General features: G+C 55.7%; 18 protein-coding genes. 4 read left to right on the top strand and 14 right to left on the bottom strand.

Annotation, left to right across the window (positions count from 1 at the left end; translation table 11 throughout):
• Nucleotides 1–42: 42 nt before the first annotated feature.
• The gene (locus FEM03_RS01180) at nt 43–1,212 is read right to left on the bottom strand and encodes a M29 family metallopeptidase (protein ID WP_166442528.1); all 1,170 of its coding nucleotides are present in this window, start codon (nt 1,210–1,212) and stop codon (nt 43–45) included.
• Here FEM03_RS01180 and FEM03_RS01175 point away from each other — a divergent pair.
• Nucleotides 1,175–1,933, top strand: a complete 759-nt coding sequence (locus FEM03_RS01175; protein WP_206170801.1) for an STN domain-containing protein — start codon at nt 1,175–1,177, stop codon at nt 1,931–1,933. The two genes, FEM03_RS01180 and FEM03_RS01175, sit on opposite strands and share 38 nt — an antisense overlap.
• 91 nt (nt 1,934–2,024) lie before the next feature.
• The gene (locus FEM03_RS01170; RefSeq protein WP_138084340.1) at nt 2,025–2,681 is read left to right on the top strand and encodes an SDR family NAD(P)-dependent oxidoreductase; all 657 of its coding nucleotides are present in this window, start codon (nt 2,025–2,027) and stop codon (nt 2,679–2,681) included.
• Nucleotides 2,682–2,759: 78 nt separating this feature from the next.
• Here the strand turns inward: FEM03_RS01170 and FEM03_RS01165 are convergent, their stop codons facing one another.
• The 5 genes from FEM03_RS01165 to miaB all read right to left on the bottom strand — a co-directional run bounded on the left by FEM03_RS01165 (nt 2,760) and on the right by miaB (nt 7,935).
• Nucleotides 2,760–3,659 carry a sigma-70 family RNA polymerase sigma factor gene (locus tag FEM03_RS01165; protein ID WP_138084339.1) on the bottom strand — a complete coding sequence of 300 codons (900 nt, stop codon included), beginning with the start codon at nt 3,657–3,659 and terminating at the stop codon, nt 2,760–2,762.
• Between the two features lie 614 nt (nt 3,660–4,273).
• Nucleotides 4,274–4,924 (bottom strand): adenylate kinase family protein, encoded by a 651-nt coding sequence (locus tag FEM03_RS01160; protein ID WP_138084338.1) that lies wholly within the window; start codon nt 4,922–4,924, stop codon nt 4,274–4,276.
• Between the two features lie 45 nt (nt 4,925–4,969).
• Nucleotides 4,970–5,917: a glycosyltransferase family 9 protein gene (locus FEM03_RS01155; RefSeq protein ID WP_138084337.1), complete on the bottom strand. Its 948-nt coding sequence runs from the start codon at nt 5,915–5,917 to the stop codon at nt 4,970–4,972.
• A 7-nt stretch (nt 5,918–5,924) separates the two neighbouring features.
• A complete protein-coding gene (locus FEM03_RS01150; protein WP_138084336.1) occupies nt 5,925–6,515 on the bottom strand; it encodes a hypothetical protein in 591 nt (196 codons plus the stop codon).
• Nucleotides 6,516–6,558: 43 nt separating this feature from the next.
• On the bottom strand, nt 6,559–7,935 hold the full coding sequence (miaB, locus tag FEM03_RS01145) for a tRNA (N6-isopentenyl adenosine(37)-C2)-methylthiotransferase MiaB (protein WP_138084335.1): 1,377 nt from the start codon (nt 7,933–7,935) through the stop codon (nt 6,559–6,561).
• 94 nt (nt 7,936–8,029) lie between these two features.
• Between miaB and FEM03_RS01140 the strand changes: the two genes are divergently transcribed.
• Complete coding sequence (locus tag FEM03_RS01140) at nt 8,030–8,542, top strand: hypothetical protein (protein ID WP_138084334.1); 513 nt, start codon at nt 8,030–8,032, stop codon at nt 8,540–8,542.
• Nucleotides 8,543–8,562: 20 nt separating this feature from the next.
• A complete protein-coding gene (locus FEM03_RS01135) occupies nt 8,563–9,069 on the top strand; it encodes a hypothetical protein (RefSeq protein WP_138084333.1) in 507 nt (168 codons plus the stop codon).
• Between the two features lie 54 nt (nt 9,070–9,123).
• On the opposite strand, the gene bamJ is transcribed toward FEM03_RS01135, so the two are convergent.
• The 8 genes from bamJ to aroC all read right to left on the bottom strand — a co-directional run bounded on the left by bamJ (nt 9,124) and on the right by aroC (nt 20,396).
• Nucleotides 9,124–9,519, bottom strand: coding sequence for a BamJ family beta-barrel-assembly machinery protein (bamJ, locus tag FEM03_RS01130; RefSeq protein WP_138084332.1), 396 nt, complete (start codon nt 9,517–9,519; stop codon nt 9,124–9,126).
• 64 nt (nt 9,520–9,583) lie between these two features.
• Nucleotides 9,584–10,090 (bottom strand): methylated-DNA--[protein]-cysteine S-methyltransferase, encoded by a 507-nt coding sequence (locus tag FEM03_RS01125; RefSeq protein WP_138084331.1) that lies wholly within the window; start codon nt 10,088–10,090, stop codon nt 9,584–9,586.
• Nucleotides 10,087–11,577, bottom strand: a complete 1,491-nt coding sequence (locus FEM03_RS01120) for a DNA-3-methyladenine glycosylase 2 family protein (RefSeq protein WP_138084330.1) — start codon at nt 11,575–11,577, stop codon at nt 10,087–10,089. The genes FEM03_RS01125 and FEM03_RS01120 overlap by 4 nt, the downstream gene beginning before the upstream one ends.
• Before the next feature lie 95 nt (nt 11,578–11,672).
• Nucleotides 11,673–13,097 carry a sulfatase gene (locus FEM03_RS01115; protein WP_138084329.1) on the bottom strand — a complete coding sequence of 475 codons (1,425 nt, stop codon included), beginning with the start codon at nt 13,095–13,097 and terminating at the stop codon, nt 11,673–11,675.
• A gap of 567 nt (nt 13,098–13,664) precedes the next feature.
• A complete protein-coding gene (locus tag FEM03_RS01110; RefSeq protein WP_138084328.1) occupies nt 13,665–14,930 on the bottom strand; it encodes an efflux RND transporter periplasmic adaptor subunit in 1,266 nt (421 codons plus the stop codon).
• A gap of 50 nt (nt 14,931–14,980) precedes the next feature.
• Nucleotides 14,981–17,347 carry an ABC transporter permease gene (locus FEM03_RS01105; RefSeq protein WP_138084327.1) on the bottom strand — a complete coding sequence of 789 codons (2,367 nt, stop codon included), beginning with the start codon at nt 17,345–17,347 and terminating at the stop codon, nt 14,981–14,983.
• A gap of 79 nt (nt 17,348–17,426) precedes the next feature.
• On the bottom strand, nt 17,427–19,130 hold the full coding sequence (locus tag FEM03_RS01100) for a tetratricopeptide repeat protein (RefSeq protein ID WP_206170786.1): 1,704 nt from the start codon (nt 19,128–19,130) through the stop codon (nt 17,427–17,429).
• A 168-nt stretch (nt 19,131–19,298) separates the two neighbouring features.
• Entirely contained in the window at nt 19,299–20,396 is a 1,098-nt protein-coding gene (aroC, locus tag FEM03_RS01095; protein ID WP_138084325.1) for a chorismate synthase, read from the bottom strand.
• Nucleotides 20,397–20,619 lie beyond the last annotated feature (223 nt).

Raw genomic sequence — 20,619 nt, 5'->3', positions numbered from 1 at the left:
CACCAAGCCCGCATCAAGCAGGCCTTCACCTCAATGATCAGATTAAATCTCCAACGCCTTCAGCAAATATCCCATAGGTTGAAAATGCTCGATCAATACCATGGTCTGACCATCCCGATGCATGCGTGCCTGTTTGATGTCAAAGTTCGGTGTTTTGTGCGGGGCAAACAGAATGTCATCATGCGTGGCGTTCTGACGTTTCTTGAACAAATCCGGCGTGATGTGGCCGCCCAAATGATCGTCCCGACCGGTCGCCAGATGGCAGGTTCCCAGCACTTTTTCGTCTTGAATGTCCGCTCCGGAAACCGGCAGCACTTGGGTGCCAAAACCCAATTCGCCCAACACGCCCGTCATGGGATCATCCTGCAATTTGCGATTGTGCTCATCAATCGTGGACTGCTTGCCTTCGATCAACTCCGCCTTGATGATTCGACCGCCGGTTACCGTCAGTTTTCCAAGCGTGCCGTCTTCATACTTCAACGGAAAGGTCCCCTCGGCACCTTGTGGCACAAAATAGACCTCTCCCGCCGGCAAGTTGGCGATGTCTGGGGTATCGCCACGACAAAGTCCGTGACTTTTTTGCGCTTCCTGACCACCCAGCTCCAGACGCACGGTCATGTCTTCGCCGCCATCCACGGTGAAATCGATTTCCACCCACTCCGCCTTCGTCATCGCGAGACGGAGTTTTTCCGCGTCCCGACTCACGTCATTGTAATCCACCGCCAACCCTGAATTTAATATGACGTCGTTCAATCCATGCAAGGTGGCCCCACGAAATCCATACTGCTTGGCAAACGCCGTGAGAGGAGCGGTGGCGCTAAAGGTGGAGATGCATAGGATCAGGTCATAATTTGGATAAATGTCCTTCTCCAGGCTCAGTTCATTGCCCACCATATCGACACATCGATCTGGCAAATCCAGGTTGCTCCCACCGGTTTCCACATACGCAAACATTTCTCCACCCGACAAAGCCAGCTCTTCCGCCACGCCATTCTTCAAACCAAGATAAAAAACTTCGTGAGCCTTTTGCTGGACCGCGCGTTGGGGATTTTTCAAAAACGCATAATCTTTCGCCTCCGCCAAATCGGGAAGATCGATGAGGATGCAAACTTTCCGGCCATAGGTCGGCTCAAAAACGGAGGTAAGGAGTCGGCCAAGGTCGAATTTCGGAAACTTGCGTCCGGTCGCGGCGGTCTGCACGGTGGTATTCATGGTGGATAAAGAAAACATCATCACACGCCCAAAAGCGCGCTGTATGGAACGATACGATCAACACTCTGGTGAGGTTTTTAAAATGTTTGGCTTCTTCCCGCATTCTTGTCCCGGGGATTGCTTATCGGCCCCGAATCGGAAAACTCTTGACGTCAAATTCCATTTCTGGGCACAATCCAACCTGTCACCCGCTCCAGCCATGAACATCAAACCGCTTCTATTACTCGCGGCCCTGGCCGCTTTCATCTCCCCGCTTCAGGGACACGCCCAAAATCTGCAGGCGCTTTATGAGGAAGGTCGCGCCCTCTACAACGCCGGTCACATGGAACAGGCCCGCGAAAAGTTGCGGGTCGTGGCTGCCCGAAATCCCGATCACGTGCCCACGCGTGCCATGCTCGCGCAGATCCAACAAATTCTTGGCGTCGACAACACCACCCTCAAGAACAGCTACGACAAGATCATCATCGAAAAGATCGAGTTTGACAATGTCGCCCTCAATGAAGCCATTGAAGCGGTGCGCTTTTATACGCGCAAGGCCACTGATCAAAAAATCACCCCCAACATCATCCTCAAGAGTGGTGATCTCGGGAATCGTCCTGTGAGCATCAATTTGTCCAATGTTCCGCTGACCGAAGTGCTCAATTACCTTGCCCAGCTTTCCGGCACCAAGCTCACTTACGACAAGAATGCCGCCATGTTCTCGGAGAAACCGGTGCCATGAGAAATGGTTGAGAGTTGAGAGTTGAGAGTTGAGAGTCTGGCTCGTCAGCCCTCAACACGCGCATGCCTTTTTCAACCCACTCACTCCGATCATGCCCATCGCACTCATAACGGGGGGGCATGGTGATCTCGCCCAGGCACTGAAATCCGAACTAACTGCCCAGGAATACTCTGTTTATGCCCCAGGAAAGGCAGAGCTGGACATCCGTTCCGCAGACTCCGTTTGGGAATACATCAAGCAGCTTGGTCAACTCGACCTCCTCGTCTGCAACGCCGGCATCATTCGGGACAAACCCCTACTCCAAATGACTGCGGAAGATTTTGAGGCAGTCCTGTCGGTCAACCTCACCGGGCACTCCCTTATTTCCCGAGCCGCGCTCAAAATGATGTCGAAGCAGCGCAATGGCCACATTGTCTTTATCAGTTCTCATGCTGCTCTCAACGGCACCGCTGGCCAATCCAATTACGCCGCCTCTAAAGCGGCACTGCACGGTTTGGCCGCCAGTCTGGCTCGTGAATATGGATCGCGGAACATCCGGGTGAACGTCGTGCTCCCCGGTTTTCTCGAGACTCGGATGACCGCTCATCTCAACGATGCCCAACGAGAGAATTTCAAACAATCCCACGTGCTCAACCGCTTCAATGATCCGGCCAGCGTGGCTCGTTTCATTGCGTTTCTGGACAAGCAAATGCCGCACACTTCCGGTCAGGTGTTTAATCTGGACAGTCGGATCCACCGCTGGACTTAAGTGAGCGCGGACACTCGTGTCCACTCAGCCAGAAACTGAAGCGGACAAGAGTGTCCGCGCTCCCTTCGAGAGAACGAATCAATCCGCGATCACGGATTCCTTCTTCTTCTTGCGGCCTTTTTTGCCACCGGCATTGCGCAGCGCTTTTGGAATCGGATCTTCCTTCTTCTGCAAGGCACGGCGAAGCTTGCGCAACGCGATGTTTTGCAGCTGACGAATACGCTCGCGGGTGACGCCAAACTCCTGGCCCACTTCTTCAAGTGTGCGGGATTTCTGGCCATTCAAACCGAAACGGGCATCAATGATCTTGCGCTCACGTTCATCCAGCACGGTCAACAATCCGTCGAGCTGGCTGTGCATGTTCTTGTGGCTGAGCAAATCAAACGGCGTCTGCGCGTTTTCATCGCCAACGATTTCACCGAATTCGGTGGAGTCGTCGTCGCTGATTGGCGCATCAAGGGAGGCAGGACGCATCGAAGCAACCTTCAACTGGCTCAATTTGCCGCGGTCAATGCCGATCTCTTCGGAAAGTTCGTCATCCGTGGGTTCACGACCGAGTTCTTCAGACATCGCCATGGCCACACGACGCATCTTGCTGATCTTGTCCACCATGTGAACAGGAAGGCGGATGGTCTTGGACTGGTTGGCCAAGGCGCGTTTGATCGATTGTTTGATCCACCAGGCCGCATAGGTAGAGAGTTTGCCGCCCTTGTTGGGGTCGAAACGCTCCACGGCTTTCATCAAGCCGATGTTGCCTTCAGAAATCAAGTCGAGAAGAGGAAGACCGTAGTTGGCGTAATCCTGGGCGATCTTCACCACCAACCGAAGGTTGGCGCGGATCATGTGGGAGCGAGCTTCTGGATCGCCTTTTTTGATGCGTTCGGCGAGATCCACCTCTTGTTGGGGAGTCAGCAAATCTGTCTTGCCGATCTCGCGCAGATAGATTTTAATGCCGCCGTCGAGTTCCATGCTTGCCATAAGAAAGTGTGTGAAAGGGGAAATTAATTTTTGGGGGGTGAAGAGTCTAACACAGGTTTTTTAGACTTCTTCCAAATTTTTTTAGCATTTTCTCTGCCAGAAATGTAGCACTTTGTTTGCAATTCTAATTGTTATGGCGGCAGGACCACCCCTGTTTATAACGCGATTCGAAATTAATTCTTAGCGAACTTTTTGTGCGCAGGCAATGCTAAACACCGCCTCACGCCCAATCAATTACGCTTTCACCCAGTTGTAAGGGAAACAAATTTTGTGACATGCTTCTTAAAGAATTTTTGGCGTGGGGTTCGTTCGAGCGCGCTAGAAGCGGGGCAACAACCCGGGCTTTATGACTAAGACCACGCAGTTGGTTTACAACCGTCGACACGATAAGGCGGGCTTTCAGCCCTTCAAAGAACGGTCCGTCTATCCTTGGGCGTTGCCCAAGGCTGTCGTAGAGCCGCGCCCTTGGCGCTCAAAACCCATATCCCTCTCCTTCGCCTTCTTTGAAAGATCAGAATCGGATTGGCAACGGCGTCTGGGCACCTACGGCCAAGTTCTTCGCCCCTGAATGAAATGCAGCTGAATCAGAAAGGTTGATAGCTGGGGACAAATCTTCACACCACCAGACTGCCCACCTTTTTCCACTCATCCAGCTCCATGATGCGACTGAGGATGCTGTGCACCACTTTCACCGGCGTCTCGGTTGCGTTGATGTCCGTCACCACCTGACGTCCAGCATATTTGCCCTGCGAATAGTATTCAAGAATCGGCTTCGACTCCTCCTCATAGGTGCGGATGCGTTTTTGGATCACCTCTTCATTCGCATCATCAAAACGATTGTCCTTCAGCGCCCGCTTGCGCAGACGCCGCGCCAGTTCAGCCCGGTCGGGACAGCTCAAATGGAACACCTGCAACACGTCAATGTCCTCCTCGAGCAAACGAGCCTGCTCCACGTTGCGCGGAATGCCGTCGAGCACCAAAAAGTCGATGTCCGCCTTGAACTGGTGGGTCTTGACCCGGTCATTGATGTTCACCCGCCACAACCTCACGGTGACTTCGTCCGGCACCAGGTGACCCCGGCTGGAATAATTGATGAACTCCTGACCCAGCGAAGTGCGGGTGTCGAGCGAACGGAAAACATCACCACAAGCCATGTGATAAAAACGGGGAATGGTGCCGAGCACGACCCCCTGGGTTCCCTTGCCGCTGCCCGGGGCGCCGAACATCAGGAAGGTGCGGAATTTGGGGCGTTCTTTTTCGGACATGAGCACATTATTTAGTGGAAGAAGCGCAACGGACAAGCTTGCGCATCATTTTTTATTGACCAGTCTCGTCGCAAAATCCTCCATCAGTGCCAAACCCTGCGACAGGCTCAGCCCAGCAAGATTTCCTCCAGCCTCGACAAAAACTTCCACGCCGCTGTTCCTCGGCGCCCAGATCGCCGGATCGGTCGGACCGAAGAACAACAAACATGGCACCCCGCAGGCCGCCGCCAGATGCGAAATGCCGCTGTCATGCCCCATAAATCCCCGACAACCGGACAACCGACTGGCCAGCTCCGGCAAAGGCAATTGATCCCAGTGCTCCACCCTGAGCCCTTTCCATCCTTCCAATACCTTCTCCGTGATGCCCCGTTCCCGTTCCGCCTCGCCGGTGATCAACGCCAGCTTCAACTGTGGAAAAGACTTCATCAATGCCGCGCCCGAAGAAATCCAACGATCGACCGGCCAGTTCTTCAACAGCGATCCACTGCCTGGATGCACCGCGAGCACGTCGCCTTCCAACATTTCCCCACATTCGATCTTCAATCGTGAAGCCGGATTATCCAAAAACATCGCCAGCTTCTCCAACGGTTTGGCCAGTTGCTCCGCCGCATGTCCCTTGCCCGCCTCCACTCGATGCGGCACCTCCAGCAGGGTCTTCACCCCGATCCGCTCCAGATTCCCCCGAAAATAGCCGTCGGGATCATACAGATAACTCACCACCAAATTGAACCCGCACAGGTATTCCACCAATGCCGGATCAATCGTGGCATTCGGCACAAAAAGCTTGGCCATCGACGCATGCTCAAGACTGCGTGTCTGCTCCGCCAGTCCCCCCGCCTTCGCCAGCTCAATGATCGGCGCATAACCCAACACCTCCAAATGAACCCCCGCGATATTCTCGCGCAGCAGTTCAATCGCCGGCAAAGTCAGGATGAAATCGCCCACCGCCCCGCCGCGGATCACCAGCACCCGCCGTTGTTTGCCCATCGACATAGGCCAATCACCAGCTGGTCAGCGCAAACACCAGAATCAACGCCCCGTAAGCCGCTCCCGCCAGCGCCGCCGCTTTCATCCGGCCCTTCGACTGGGTCAACCACGTCACCGCATCCCGCATCAGATAGGGCATCCCAACAAGAAACATGCCACCGATGATCCATGCATATGCCAAAATCGGCAGCAGCAGACGGCTGATCTGAGGCTGCAAAAACGACGCATGCAACACCGGCGAAGCCGCCAGTAGCAGCAGAGTCCCCAATGCCCGCACTGCCAGAAACTCCGGCACATACATCACCACCAAAATGAAAGTCGCCGGCAAAATCATCAGCAGCCAGCGCCGCATGGTGAAAAACTCTCCCATGTCCATGTGAAGTGCGAGGAACATGCTCCACGCCAGGCAAACCACCATCAAAGCCACGCCCCAGAACCGGCTGCGTGGAAATGCCTTCAGAAAGGAACTGACCGTGTCCACATTCAACCAAGCCCAAAGGTGTTTGCCCAGCAAAGCCAGCCCAAGGATCAGGCCCGCCGTCTTCAGCGTCAGCCCGCTGCCATCGGCATTCTGATGAAAAATCCAGTCGTAGAGAGCTTGCATGGAGGAAGGTGGAAATGAAATCGGTCGTCGAAGTGCGACGCTGCTAGTCGGAGAGAATCGCATCCGCGTAAAGCGTGAAATTCTCAAACCCGCTCACCTGCACGTCAAAAATCTGCCCTACATGCCGCGCCGGATTGCCATCAAACACGACGATCTTGTTGGTCCGCGTGCGCCCCATCAGTCGTGTCGACACCGTTTTGCTCGGACCCTCGCAAAGAATTTCCACCTTCTGCCCCACCAGTTCCGCATACTTCGCCTGCACGTGACCATTCACCAGCGCCAGCAAATCCTGATTCCGCTCCTCTTTCACCCGTTCCGACACCTGGATCGACTCATCCATTTCTGCCGCAGGCGTCCCACGTCGTTTTGAATAACGGAAAATGAACGCGTTCTCAAATTTCACCCGGTCGCACAACGCCCGCGTCTCCAGGTAATTCTCCTCCGTCTCGCCCGGGAACCCCACGATGATGTCCGTCGTCACCGCAATCCCCGGCCGCGCTTCGCGAATTTTTGCCACCAACTCCTCAAATCGCGCCGTCGTGTAAGGCCGGTGCATCCTTTTTAAGATGGCATCCGACCCGCTCTGCAACGGCAGATGCACATGCTCGGCCAGCTTCGGCAGATACGTAAACGCCTCAATCAGATCCTTTTTGTATCCAATTGGATGCGGACTCGTGAACCTGATCCGCTCAATCCCGTCCACGCCATGCACTCCTTCAAGCAATTGCACAAACGGACTCTTGCCATCCACCGCCGGGAACTCATGCCGACCATACAAATTCACGATCTGCCCCAGCAATGTCACCTCCTTCACCCCGCGATCCGCCAGCCGACGCACCTCCTCGACGATCTCCGCAATCGGCCTGCCGCGCTCTCCGCCCCGCGTGTAAGGCACAATGCAAAATGTGCATTTCATGTTGCAGCCCTGCATGATGCTCACAAACGCCGTCGCCTGCCCGTCCTTCAAAATGTGATCGCGAATGCTGTTCTGCGAAGCCTCCTCCTCAGCCACATCCACGATCGAAAACCGTTCCTCATCCATCTGCCGCTCTTCACGATTGCGCACCAGCTGCTCCACATACTCCACCACGCGGTGATATTTCTGCGTGCCCACCACCAGATCCACCTTCGATTTTCCCAGATCCAGCAACTCGCCGCCACGGCTCTGCGCCATGCACCCCATAAAACCCGTCACCAAATGCGGACGGTGACGCCGCACATTTTTGTTCACCATCCCCATCTTGCCAATCGCCTTCTGCTCCGCCTGATCGCGCACCGAGCACGTGTTGATCAGCACCACATCCGCATCCATCTCCGTCGGCGTCATGGTATAGCCACGCTCGATGAACATTTGTGAAACCTGTTCGGAATCACGTTCATTCATCTGGCAGCCATAAGTCTTGATATAAACGCGCGGCATGGAGGGCCGCCACCATGACACACAATCGTCCAGTTGACAACGTCCACGCCAAAAGCACGCGCAGAAACTCCCTGGCGCACGAATCCCCTTTATCATGACCAGCCAGCGCCAGCACCGCCAACTTTCCCATGACCCCGCTCCTGCGGGAACGGCCATCGACCCCGTCGGCACCAGTATCGGAGCCCTCAGCGGAGGCATCACCGGAGCCGCCCTCGGTGCAGTCGGTGGTCCCATCGCCGCCATGATCGGAGCGGTGGCAGGCCTGGTCGCCGGAGGATTGCTCGGCAAGAATGTGGCCGAACCCGCCCACCTTCAATCCCACGGCATCCCTTCCTCTTCCACCCCCGCCTCCGAAGCGTCCTACTGGGCCTACCACTGCCACGACGAACCCTACTTCGACGATCGGTTTACGTATGCCGATTATGCCCCCGCCTACCGTCTCGGGTATGAAACCAAGGAACTGCAATCCGTCAGCAGGTTCGAAAATCAAGAAGCCAACCTTCGCTATTTGTGGGAGTCGTCGAAAGGCAAATCACCGCTGAGCTGGGAACAGGCCCAACCCGCCATCAAAGCCGCCTGGGACCGAAATGCTACCCGGGAGAGTTAAACCGAACCAAATAAACACCCATGGAAACCGAACGCGAAGCAGAATTGGAACACGATCAGAACCTCGATCCCATCACGGGTGAACCCAGCTCCCACCCGGTTGGAACCGGAGTTGGTGCCTTGGGCGGAGGTCTCACCGGTGCTGCCATTGGTGCCGTCGGTGGTCCCGTGGGCATCGTGATTGGTGCCGCGGCTGGATCAGTTGCCGGCGGACTCATGGGCAAGAATGTGGCTGAGTCCCAAGATCCAACCGACCGCGCCGTGGAAGCCATCAGTCCAGAGTCGGAAGAATCGCACTGGCAGCAGCAATGCGGCAACGAAGCCTACTTCGATCCTCAATATAACTTTGCCGACTACGCCCCCGCCTACCGGCTTGGCTACGAAACCAAAGAGCTGCAACGCACCAGCAGTTTCGAAGATCTCGAAGGCATCCTCAAAGGACGCTGGCAAGAAGCGAAAGGCGATTCTCGTCTCAGCTGGGAACAAGCCCAACCCGCCGTTAAAGCCGTCTGGAATCGCTGGGCTTAATCAAATAGGAGGAGGGACATTCCTGTCCCTCCCCAATTCAAATCTTAGTTGCGATCAATCCCAGATCTTCAGCAATTCCACCTGGAAAATCAGCGTCTCATCCGGGCCGATGTCACCGCCCGCGCCGCGGCTGCCATAAGCAAGCTCGGAAGGAATGTAGAACTCAAATTTCGAACCCACGTTCATTAACTGCACCCCTTCGGTCCAGCCCTTGATAACGCGGTTCAACGGAAATTCCGCCGGTTCACGACGCGCATAAGAACTGTCGAATTCCTCGCCATTGAGAAGCGTGCCCTTGTAGTGAACCACCACCGTATCGGTCGCCTTTGGGCTTTTACCGGTTCCTTCGGTGAGGACTTTGTATTGTAGCCCACTGGCTGTGGTGGTCACGCCCTCCTTGGTGGCGTTGTCCTTGAGAAATTGAATGCCTTTTTCGCGTGCAGTAGCCATAAAATGAAAAATCGGTTAAGTGGACCACCTGCTTCGCATCGCAAGTCCGCCCCGTCAATCATCATCATTGAAGCGTGAACGTCGAGAACGCGTGTCGCGCTTCATGTTCCAACAACCACTTTTTTGCCGCCAATCCACCGCCGTAGCCGGTAAGCGAACCATTCGCTCCGATCACCCGATGACACGGCACGATGATCGAAATCGGATTACGACCATTCGCCGATCCCACCGCCCGCACCGCTGCTGGATTTCCAATCCGCCGTGCCAGCTCCGCATAACTGATCGTTGAACCATAAGGAATTTCCGCCAGCGCTTTCCAGACCTGCTGTTGAAAACCGGTGCCCATGCACGCGGCATGTTCGAGATCAAAGGTTTGAAGCTCACCCGCAAAATAGGCATCGAACTGTTCCTTGGCCTTTGCGAACCGGTGCTCATCTGGCACCCAGGTCGCATCTACTCGAGGTGCGTGACTTTCTCCCACGATCCAAACGCCATTCAAGGCTTGTCCGTGACTGCTCAACAGCAGGGTTCCAACCGGGCTCGCATAATAAGAAAAATAGATCGGGTTCATGACGAGATTTTTGTGGTTTCAAGGGAATGCCAGAGGTGTTGCACCGCATAAGCGCGCCAAGGTCTCCAGGCTGATGAGCGTTTTTCCGCTTCTTTGGCCGTGATGCGACCCAAAGCCATTCGCACCCCAAGATCCGAAGCCGGAAACGCGTCCGGCCAGCGCAACACCCGCATGCTCAGGTATTCGACCGTCCAGGCGCCGATGCCCGGAATATCAAGCAACCGACTCATCGTTTGGGCCGCATGCAATCCGGGTGCAAGTCGAACCTTTTTCGATACCACTTCGGCCGCCAAGGCCAGAATACACGCGCTCCGCTGGCGGATGACGCCGAGCCTGCCTAGATCATCCATCTGAAGACTTGCAATCCGACCCGCACGCAATGGCCACCGATTCAATTCGGGGATGGGCGTGCTCGCTGGTTCCACAAATGCCGCGTTCAATCGGGCCATCATCGTTGTGGCCGCTGCGACCGTCACCTGCTGACCAAGAATGGTGCGCAACGCCGTTTCAAAACCATCGAAAGCACCAGGAACGCGCAGCCCGGGTTCTCTTTGGACCATCGGCCCCAACAGTCGATCACCGGAAAAATGAGCGGCGATCATTTCCGGATTCGCGTCCAGATCAAACACTTGTCGAATGCGCCCAAGCACCTTGGGTAGCACTGGCAGCAAACTTGATGAGAGTTCGACCTCCAAAGCATGAATCGATTCGAGATGACTCACGCGCACCCAACCCCGACAATCACCAATCGAAACCGTGCGCGCATAGTGGGTATCAGTGACAAGCTCCACCCCGGGAATGGCACGTCGTTTTAGATAAGCAAGCAGCACCCGCCAAGCCAGCGGAGGACGATAGGAAAGCGTCAATAGCAACAGATCGCCGTCTGTCTTCTGACCAGCGGAAACGCCCTTCCGAAGGCCCGTGGGATTCAGCCCATAGCGAGTCTGGAACAGCGCATTGAACCGTCGCAAACTCCTAAACCCACTTGCCAAGGCAACCTCGGTGACCGACAACGATGTCTCGGTCAACAACCGCTTTGCCATCAGCAGCCGGTGCGTCTGGGCAAGTTCAATCGGACTCACGCCAAAGCTCTGCTGCACCGCCCGACGCAAGTGTCGGGACGAAACTCCCAAGTCTTCCGCCAGCGACTCCAGGCTTTCGCCATCACTCAAGGCACCCAACTCAATCTGTTGCAAAGCCGCATGGGACAGCCGGTCAATCGCATCCACGCTGGCAGTCGCATCTGAATTTGAAAGACCCGGCGCCAGCTCCGGTCGGCAACGCAAACATGGTCGAAACCCCATCGCCTCAGCTCCCGCTGCATGATGAAAAAAGCGGCAGTTCTCGCGCTTCGGCACCCGCGCCGTGCAGACCGGTCGACAATAGATCCCCGTCGAGGTCACCCCCACAAAAAACACCCCGTCAAACCGCCGGTCATGCGCCTTCAACGCATGATAGCAAAGTTCCGGATCTGGAGGTGCTGACATGCCTACAAGCTAACGCATCTGAAAGATCGCGCTCGCCGTTTTCGGACATGGATGGAAATCAATCTACCTGAAACCGAAACACTTCATCCGCCCGTTCATTTCCAAAGCGGTTCACTTTGTTCAGCGCTCCATTCTTCCCACAACCTGGACATCTGCCTTACGCGGTCGGGTTCCCGGGCGGCAAGATTGTTCAATTCGCCGATGTCACGCGCGAGGTCATACAACTCCCATTCCCCGCCATCGCGGATGAGCTTCCAATCACCACTGCGCATCGCGTTTCTTTTGCCCATCCGCCAGAACAGCGGACGATCTGGCACTTCATTCATTTGTTCAGTCAGCAACGGCATCAGACTTATGGCGTCGAGCTTTTTTAACTCATCCGATCCGGCACCTGCAACTTCCAATGCCGTGACCGTGGCATCCATTGAAATCATCGGATCTTCGATCACCCGTCCGACCCGTCCCGCACTTTTCCATGAGATAATCATCGGCACGCGAATGCCTCCCTCCCACAGTTGCCCTTTGCCTCCGCGCAGCGGCGCGTTGCTCGACGTGAGTTCTTTCGTGGGCCCACCATTGTCACTCAAGAAAACTACCAGCGTGTTTTCTTCGACACCCGTCTCGCGCAATTTCGCGATTACCGCACCAACGCTGTCGTCCAGATGCGCCAGCATGGCCGCGAAGATCCGACGTTGGATGTCTTCGATGTGCGCAAACTTTTTCATGTAGTCGTCCGCCCCCTGCATCGGACTGTGCACCGCGCTGTGAGCAAGATACAGAAAGAATGGCTGCGTGCGATGCCGCTCGATGAAATCACAAGCCTCACGCGTGAACGCATCGGTCAGATTTGCCCTTTCCTCCACCGGCTGGCTTCCACGCAGGAGCGGGTTGTCGGTGTCGTATTCATGCTCATTGATCCCCAGATGAGTGCTCCACACCACGCGACCATCGGGCGAAGTCCAACGTCCCTTGCCGCCACCCGGAAGGGTCTTGCGACGCAGCCAGGTCGTCACGCCTTTCCACGGCGGCGGCACATAAAAATGGCCCTCATGCAGATAGCCAAAAAATTCGTCGAACCCCCGACGCTGCGGATGAAAAGGCGCCGTTCCCCCGAGATGCCACTTCCCGACAAGACCAGTTACGTAACCCACATCGCGGAGCCGGTCAGCGACGGTCTTCTCGCTCACCGGCAAACCAATACCCGGCTCCACATTCTTTGCGCCAATAGGATTAAACTCAAACCCGAAGCGAGTCTGAAAACGCCCGGTCAGCAACCCCGCGCGTGAAGCCGCACAGAACGGCGCCGTGACGTAGCCATTGGTGAATCGCAACCCATCCGCTGCGAGCTGATCAAGGTTCGGTGTGGGGATCTCCTTTCCGCCGTAGCAACCAAGCTCGCCGTATCCAAGATCGTCGGCAACGATGAAGACGATGTTGGGTCGCTTCGATTCGACCGCAAAAAGTTCCGGGGCCACCGAGCACAAAAAGAGAAAGATGAAACAAGGAAGCGTTGATTTCATGGCGGGACTGCTAACTTGTTTACAGTAAAAGCATCAAGTTCTGCAATCATTCGATTCCATTGGGAACTTATAATCAGAGTCGCCCTAGGTAGGGAGGCACTGCGAAGTTCCGCTTCGACCTACAACTCATGATTGGCCTAATTTTCGATGATCCTTGCGAGCTGATCTTGTAAGTTTTTGATCTGTCGCCTGCGATCCCGGTTTTCAGGCATCGCTTCGAGTCTCTGGATCTCTTGCTCCAGAAAATGTTGTCGTCTAACCCGAATGAGCATCCGTTCTTCTTCGTGCATCTGTTGTCGACGTCGGCACTCTTTTTCGAGATTCTGCCAAGCTTTGACATCGGCATGTCGGGGAACCTCCACTTTGTATCCGAGGCAGAAACATTCGGCTTCACAGGTGAGGCATTTCGGTGCCCGATCCGCTGATGAAGGATGTCGAATTGACGTCCGGCATCCGAAGCACACATAATTGTAATTATTGACTCTCATGAGACGACGGGCAATCCAACTCCATCTGCGGATTCGGGTATTACGAACGCATTGGTTATCAGAAAGCCGCGCTGTTTTTCTAATTCCGCTTCTTCACGGATACCCCATCCATCACCGTGTCTGGCGGGTGGAGCAACACCTCAGCACCCACTTCCAACCCACTGACCAATTCAGTCATTCGACCATCACTTCTTCCCGCTTCCACTGTGACCGCCTTGGCCTTGCCGTTGTCATAGATAAAAGTGCGCCACAAATTGCCTTCACGAAACACCGCGCCCGCCGGGATCAACATCACGTCTTCTTTTTTCCAAACCGCCACCCGAACTTCAACACGATAGCGATCCCCCAGTCGCTGCACTTCCGGTGGGGGATCGACAAAATCTACCAACACAATCACACGCTGTTCCTCAACCCCCAATGCTGACACCTTGGTAAAGGCGGCCGGTTCCACGCGACGCACCCGGCCACGCAATGGCTCACCGCCCCATTGTTCAATGCTCACGATCGCACCGGGTTCAATGGCCACGGCGTCGCGCGAAAGGATCTCCGCCTCAATCTCGATGTCGCGTGGGTCACCCACTTCCATGATGGCCGTTCCAGGAGTCACCACGGCAGAACTTTCCTGCATGACTTTCAAGACATCGCCAGTCACGGGTGCCTTCACTTCAATCACTGCACCCGCAACTTTCGGCGACTCCATCTGCATCAATGCTGCTTTGGCCTGCTCAAGATCATACTCCGCCACCTGCAAAGCAAACTCTGCTGACTGGACTTCCTGCTTGCCCACCATGGCTGCACTTTCGGCATTGTCTTGATCTGAAGCCGACACACTCCCGGTATCCGCAATCTTCTTCACCCGTTCCCAATTGGTCTCGGCAAACTGCGCGGTCGTTTTCGCGATCTGCACCGCCTCACCGGCACGGCTCAACGCCGCCTCCGCCATCGCCACCCGTGCTTCCGCCTGCGCTTTGCTGCGGGCATCCAACAGCGGAGCCAGCGTCGGTTCGATCGCCGTCAAAACCGTTTCACCCGCCTTGATCTTGTCGCCTGCCTTGAACGGCACCCGCTGCATCTGACCCGCCACCGGCGCTGACAGCACATAGCGGTTGCGAATGCGTGTCTTGCCTTCTTCCGAAACATGCACCGTCAAAGGTCCACGCGTCACGCTCACCACCTCGACTTCCACCGGCTGCGGTTTCAAGCCGTAACCAATGAAGACCAGCAAACCCAGTCCCAGTCCCCAGGTGATCACCTTGCGCAAACGACCACGTTTCGGCTGGGTTCGTTTCGCCTCCCAAGGCGCGGTTTCTTTTTCCTCGTTGGTCGAAGCACTGCTGACAGACATGTTATCCTAAATTAGACCCGCTTTCCCCAAACGCAGCAACAAACTCATCCTCAATCCCGCGCTTTCAACACGCCCACCATGTCGAGCTTCCTCAGCATGCGGCTCACCACCCAGAACGATAACGCCGACGCGGTCAGCACCACGATCACTGCAATGGAATAGGTGCTCGGACTCACCGCCAGCGGCATGCGCACCGACTCCGTGCTGAACGACGACATGATAAAAATCGCCAGTCCACGACCAAACAAGAGTCCAAACGGCAGCGATGCCAGGACCAGAATGCTCAACTCACCCAGCAACACGCTGCCCACCTCGCGTTGCGTGAATCCCACCACCCGCAACGTCGCCAGCTCGCGACTGCGTTCCGACAACGCAATGCGCGCGCTGTTGTAAACCACACCAAAGGCCACAATGATCGCCAGCGTGAAATACAGCGAACGTAGAATCCCAATCGTCTGCCCAATCGTCTCCCGAAAAGCCGCCAACTGCTCCCGCTTCACCAGCACAATCGACACCCTTGGCGTCTCCTTCACCTCCTTCATAAAATCCTCCCACCGCGTTTGATCCACCTTCAAATACGCCCCGTTTACCGTATCGCCTTCGCGCATCAAGCGACGCAACGCCTCCAAATCCATATAGGCCGCCACCCCGGAATAGTCCGTCAACAATCCGCGCACCACCACTGAACGAGTCGGCCGCTGACCCTCCAACACATTCAACTGCACTTCGTCACCCACTTCGACCCCGAGAATTTCCCCCAGCATTTTTGACATGATCACCCCGTCCTCGGGCATGGTCATCGGGTCGCCTTTTTCATTCAACAACCGGTTCAGATCCGCATCTCTTGGCAGTCCCGTCACGGCCATGCGCCGGTAGCGATGACCATATCTCAAGCGCGCCTGCACACTTCTCACCGGTTCGGCATGCTGCACTCCGGGGAGATGCGTCAGATCATGAAAGCCGCTGCCACCTGCGGGCTCGGTTAGAAAAACCACCACGTCCTGACGCTGCGCGAGGTTCCACTGAAACGTCAGCAGATAATCAATGCTGTTGCCCATCGCCCCCGGCAACACCATCAATCCCGTCGCCAAAGCCAAACCCGCCATCGTGAAGATCGACTGAAACGGCTTCCTCTCGATGTTGCGCAAGGCCATTCGGAATCCGGGTGACATCCCTTTCGTCAATCCCATCCGCTCCAACAACGACGGTTTGAAGTCCGCCGGTGGTTCCGGCCTCATGGCCTCTGCCGGCGGCAACGAAACCGCCTGTTTCACCACGCCATAAACGCCCACTGTGGCCGAAACTGCACTCACCACCAACGCCAGTCCCAGCGCCGAATAATCGAACTGAAACTCCAACGTCGGAAACTTAAAAAACTGCGTGAACATGTTTACCAGTCCCGTGCCCAGATATTTGCCCGCCACTCCACCGAGCACAGTTCCCAAACACACGATCACCAACGCAAACTTCAAATAATGCACCCCCACCTGCCATGATGAATATCCCAAGGCCTTCAACTGCGCGATCTGCTCACGCTGCAGGCGGATCAACCGCGCCAGCACCGCATTGACCATGAACGCTGCCACACTCAAAAACACAATTGGATACACGACCGACAAGGCCCGCAACACACTCAATTCATCATCAAGCCGCCGAGCCGATGGCTGGTCCTTTCGCGTGAACGCTCCAAACGCCCCATAATTCTCCAGCAGAAGATCCATCTGCTCGATCACCTCTTCGGCGTTCGCACCGGGAGCCAAATCCACACACACATCATTAAATCCGCCATCCATGTTGTAAGCCACCGCCACCGCACGGTAGTTCATCCAGATCACCCCAAACCGTTTGTTGTCTGGCAACGTCTCTCCGGCGCGCGCCTCAAAAACAAACTCCGGCGACAGGCCGATGCCCGTGATCACCAACGAATCGCGCCGCCCATTGATGATCGCCGCGACCGTATCGCCAAGCTCCAGCTTGTTCGCCAACGCAAACGCTTCACCGACCACCACCTCGCGACGTTCATCCAACCTTGGCATGCGGCCTTTGCGTAAAAACAGCTGGTTCAGAATCTGCGGCCGATCCTCCGGCAACGACACGATATGCCCTGTCGCCGGCTCCGTCAGCCAGGGCAAATCCAGCGTCACTTCCACCACGACTCGTGGTTCCACCGCAGCAACGCCCGGTAGTTGCGCAATCCGATCCGCCATGGCCATGGGAGCGCGTTTCAACGATCCAAACACATCCGCCATGCGGTTGGTTTGATAATAGGCATCACGCGTTCCCTCCAGGGTAAGGATCAATGATCGCGTCATGATCATCATGGTCAAACCGCAAGCCATCACCAGGCTCACCGCCACCATCTGGCCTTTCATGCGCCCCAAGTCGCGCAGCAATTTTCGGTCGAGAGGGGCCAGCATGATTTCTCCATTTCAACCTGCCACGGATGCCGGTTTCGTCAAACCCCGCCACTCGAGGCTGATGAGCCTCGCACAGAACTTACGGCAGCCTCACACCTTCTTCATCGGATGGATGCTTTGGCTTGGATTCAGGCAACTGCATGCCCAAGCCTTTCATCGCACGCTGACGAATTTCTTCATCGGTGGGATCCAGATCCAATGTCTTCTGCCAGTATTCCTTTGCCTTGGCTTCATCATCGAGCCGTTCATAAGTCAGCGCGATGTGCTCAAGGATTTCCGCGTCTTCCGGAGCCAGTTCTTCCATCAATGACTCCGCGCGCAGCAACTCCTTCAAAGCCTCCGCATGGCGACCTTTTTTGAAATGCATCCAGCCCAGGCTGTCGATGTAGGCCGGTTCATTCTGCACCAGTTCATTCGCTTTTTTGATCAACTGCTCCGCCTTGTCCAATTGCCGGTTCTGCTCCAGCCACATGTAGCCAAGGTAATTCATCGTTCGCGCCGCACGCTCCAACTGGTCAGGGGGGGTCAACTGGATGCTGCGATCAAATTGCTGGGCGGCTTCATCAAACTCCCCATTGCGTTCCAGCGCCGCTCCCCATGAGAAATAGAACGAGTCATCCAACAAATCGGGAGCTGCCGTTTCAGCGGTCTTGGAGACCTTTTCAAACAGGTCCACTGCTTCCTTGAACTTGTCGAGCTGGGCCAAGGCAGAGGCGCGGAAAAAACCCATGTGCGGATCTTGTGGAAACAACTGCTCACCACGGGCCGTGAAGCGGTCGAGTTTTTCTTCATCTTTACCGACCAGCAACAGATTGCTGATCATCAGGTAATCAGACAGGCCCCCACCGCCTGCCTGCAATGCCGCTTCGAGATGTTCCGCTGCCTTGTCCCACTCCCTGCGATTGCGGTAATGCAAGGCGAGATATCGACGGTGTTCAACATCCTGCGGGTAAGCTTCCACCAGCTTCGACAGAGCCTCGAATGCCTCCGCAGGTCTTTCACTGGCATCATACAAACGCCACAGACGTTTGTGCGCTTCAAGACTGCCCTTTTGTTTCACCACTGCTTCACACGCGGCGATCGCCTCCGGAAACTGATTGGTGAAAAGATAAAAATCCATCGCCTGCAGCGACGCCTCTTCATTTCCCTGACCCAACGCCAAGGCGGTGGCTTTCGCGAGATATGGATTAATCTTTGGCAGATGGGCATCGCGATGATCGGAATCGGCCAGCGGCCAAAGCTCCTGGGCACTTCGACCGAGGCTCAGCCAAAACAGTGGGTCTTGTTGTTTTACCAGCAACGCTTTTTCCAACAACGACTGGGCTTCGTCCTTTTTGCCGAGCGCCAGATAATAGCTCACCGCATTCTCATAAACTTCGGCACGATCAGGAAATTTTTCCAGCGTCCGGGCTAAAACCTTGGCTGCGCGTTCCTGCAATTGGTCATCGTTGGCTGCACGCGTCAGAGCCATTTGAGTAAGGGTGATGGCCGGCTGGGGATTGTCAGGCTGGCTCTCAATGGCCCGATCGAGGATGTCCATCGCCGCATCCAGTCCATCATAGACTGCCGCAAAACTCGCGATATGCGGGATCATTTCCGAAAACGATCCTTGCTCCAAATACGCCAGATAATGGCGCAACGCCTCGCGCATGTGCCCCTCGGATTCCAACTGTCGCGCCAACAGATAGTGCGCGTGAGCCGAGGCCACTTTCGACCCTTCGAGGGTCAATTGCTGATCCGACGCCGGGGCTGATTCGCCCGGCAGGGCGGAAGACCCTTTCATCGTCACCCATGGCGATCCAATCAGGAGAATGGGAAAAAGGATCCGTTTCATGGCGACTGCACTTTTAACAGATACGAAAGATGATGGCAAAGTGCCTCAAGGAGATAGATACACGTGGTGAAAAGCAGAAAGCTTTCCAAATTGCCCCACGGATTTCAAGGGTTGGCCTCATAAAGGTGAAGCCGCCCGCAATGCCTGCTGACGCAGCCAGTGGTCGCACAACACCAAATGCACCATCGCTTCCACGATCGGCACCGCACGGGGAAGCACACAAGGATCATGTCTGCCACGAGCTTTGAGCGTCGTCGCTTCGCCCGAGCTGGTCACCGTGTTCTGTTCCCGCAACACCGTTGCGGTCGGTTTGAAGGCGACGCGGAAAATGATGTCTTCGCCGTTGCTGATGCCGCCCTGCACGCCGCCACTGCGATTGGTCTGCGTGCGAATCCGGCCATCCTCCGACGTGTAGAACTCGTCATTGTGCTGCAATCCGGTCATCAAAGTCCCGCCAAAACCGCTGCCAATCTCAAATCCCTTGGTCGCCGGCAAACTCAACATCGCCTTGGCCAGATCCGCCTCCAGTTTGTCGAACACCGGCTCGCCAAGGCCGGTCGGCACGCCGCGCACATGGCATTCCACCACGCCGCCAACGCTGTCACCTTCTCCACGCACTTTTTCGATCAGCTCGATCATCTTCTCCGCCGCGACTGGATCACAGGTGCGCACGATGTTGGATTCAATCACGGCAGGATCGACTCCCCCCTGCGGCACCGTCGCCTCAATGCCCGCCACCGTCTTCACAAACGCCAGACACTGGTAAGCCGAGAACTGCGACTCCAAGACCTTGCGCGCAATGGCTCCGGCTGCGACCCGGGCGATGGTTTCGCGGGCACTGGAGCGACCACCACCAGCGACCGCTCGCAGGCCATATTTCTGATCATAGGTGTAATCCGCATGGGATGGCCGATAGGCGCTCTCCATTTCTTTGTAGGCATCCGAGCGCTGATCCTGGTTCATCACCACGATGCTGATCGGTGTGCCCAGCGTGCGGCCCTCATACACGCCTGACTGGATCTGGCAGCGGTCTGCCTCCTTGCGCTGGGTCACAATGCGACTCTGACCAGGGCGACGACGATCCAGCTCGGTTTGGATGTCCGACTCATCAAGGGCAAGTCCAGGAGGACATCCATCCACCACACAACCCACGGCAATGCCGTGGGATTCACCAAAAGTGCTGATTCTAAAGAGAGTGCCGAATTGACTGGCCATGAGGAGGATCAGTGTGCCAGTGGAATGGCGGAACGCAACCCTTCGCCACAACGATGTTGTTCGCAGAACTGATAGGTATTTTTTAGAACTTTCTCATATTCACTAGTAACAGTCCCTGTGAAGATGTGAATAGGCTTGTTCTACGTCCATTACAGGCTGGTTCCACGGGTTTTGGATTGTGAAGACTGCTGTGCAGGAGATGCGAATTCTCAGTCCTGAAAAT

Source organism: Phragmitibacter flavus, from assembly GCF_005780165.1.
Classification (GTDB): Bacteria; Verrucomicrobiota; Verrucomicrobiia; order Verrucomicrobiales; family Verrucomicrobiaceae; genus Phragmitibacter; species Phragmitibacter flavus.
Note: the sequence above shows the minus strand (reverse complement) of the source record. Positions and strands in the feature narration are given on the sequence as shown.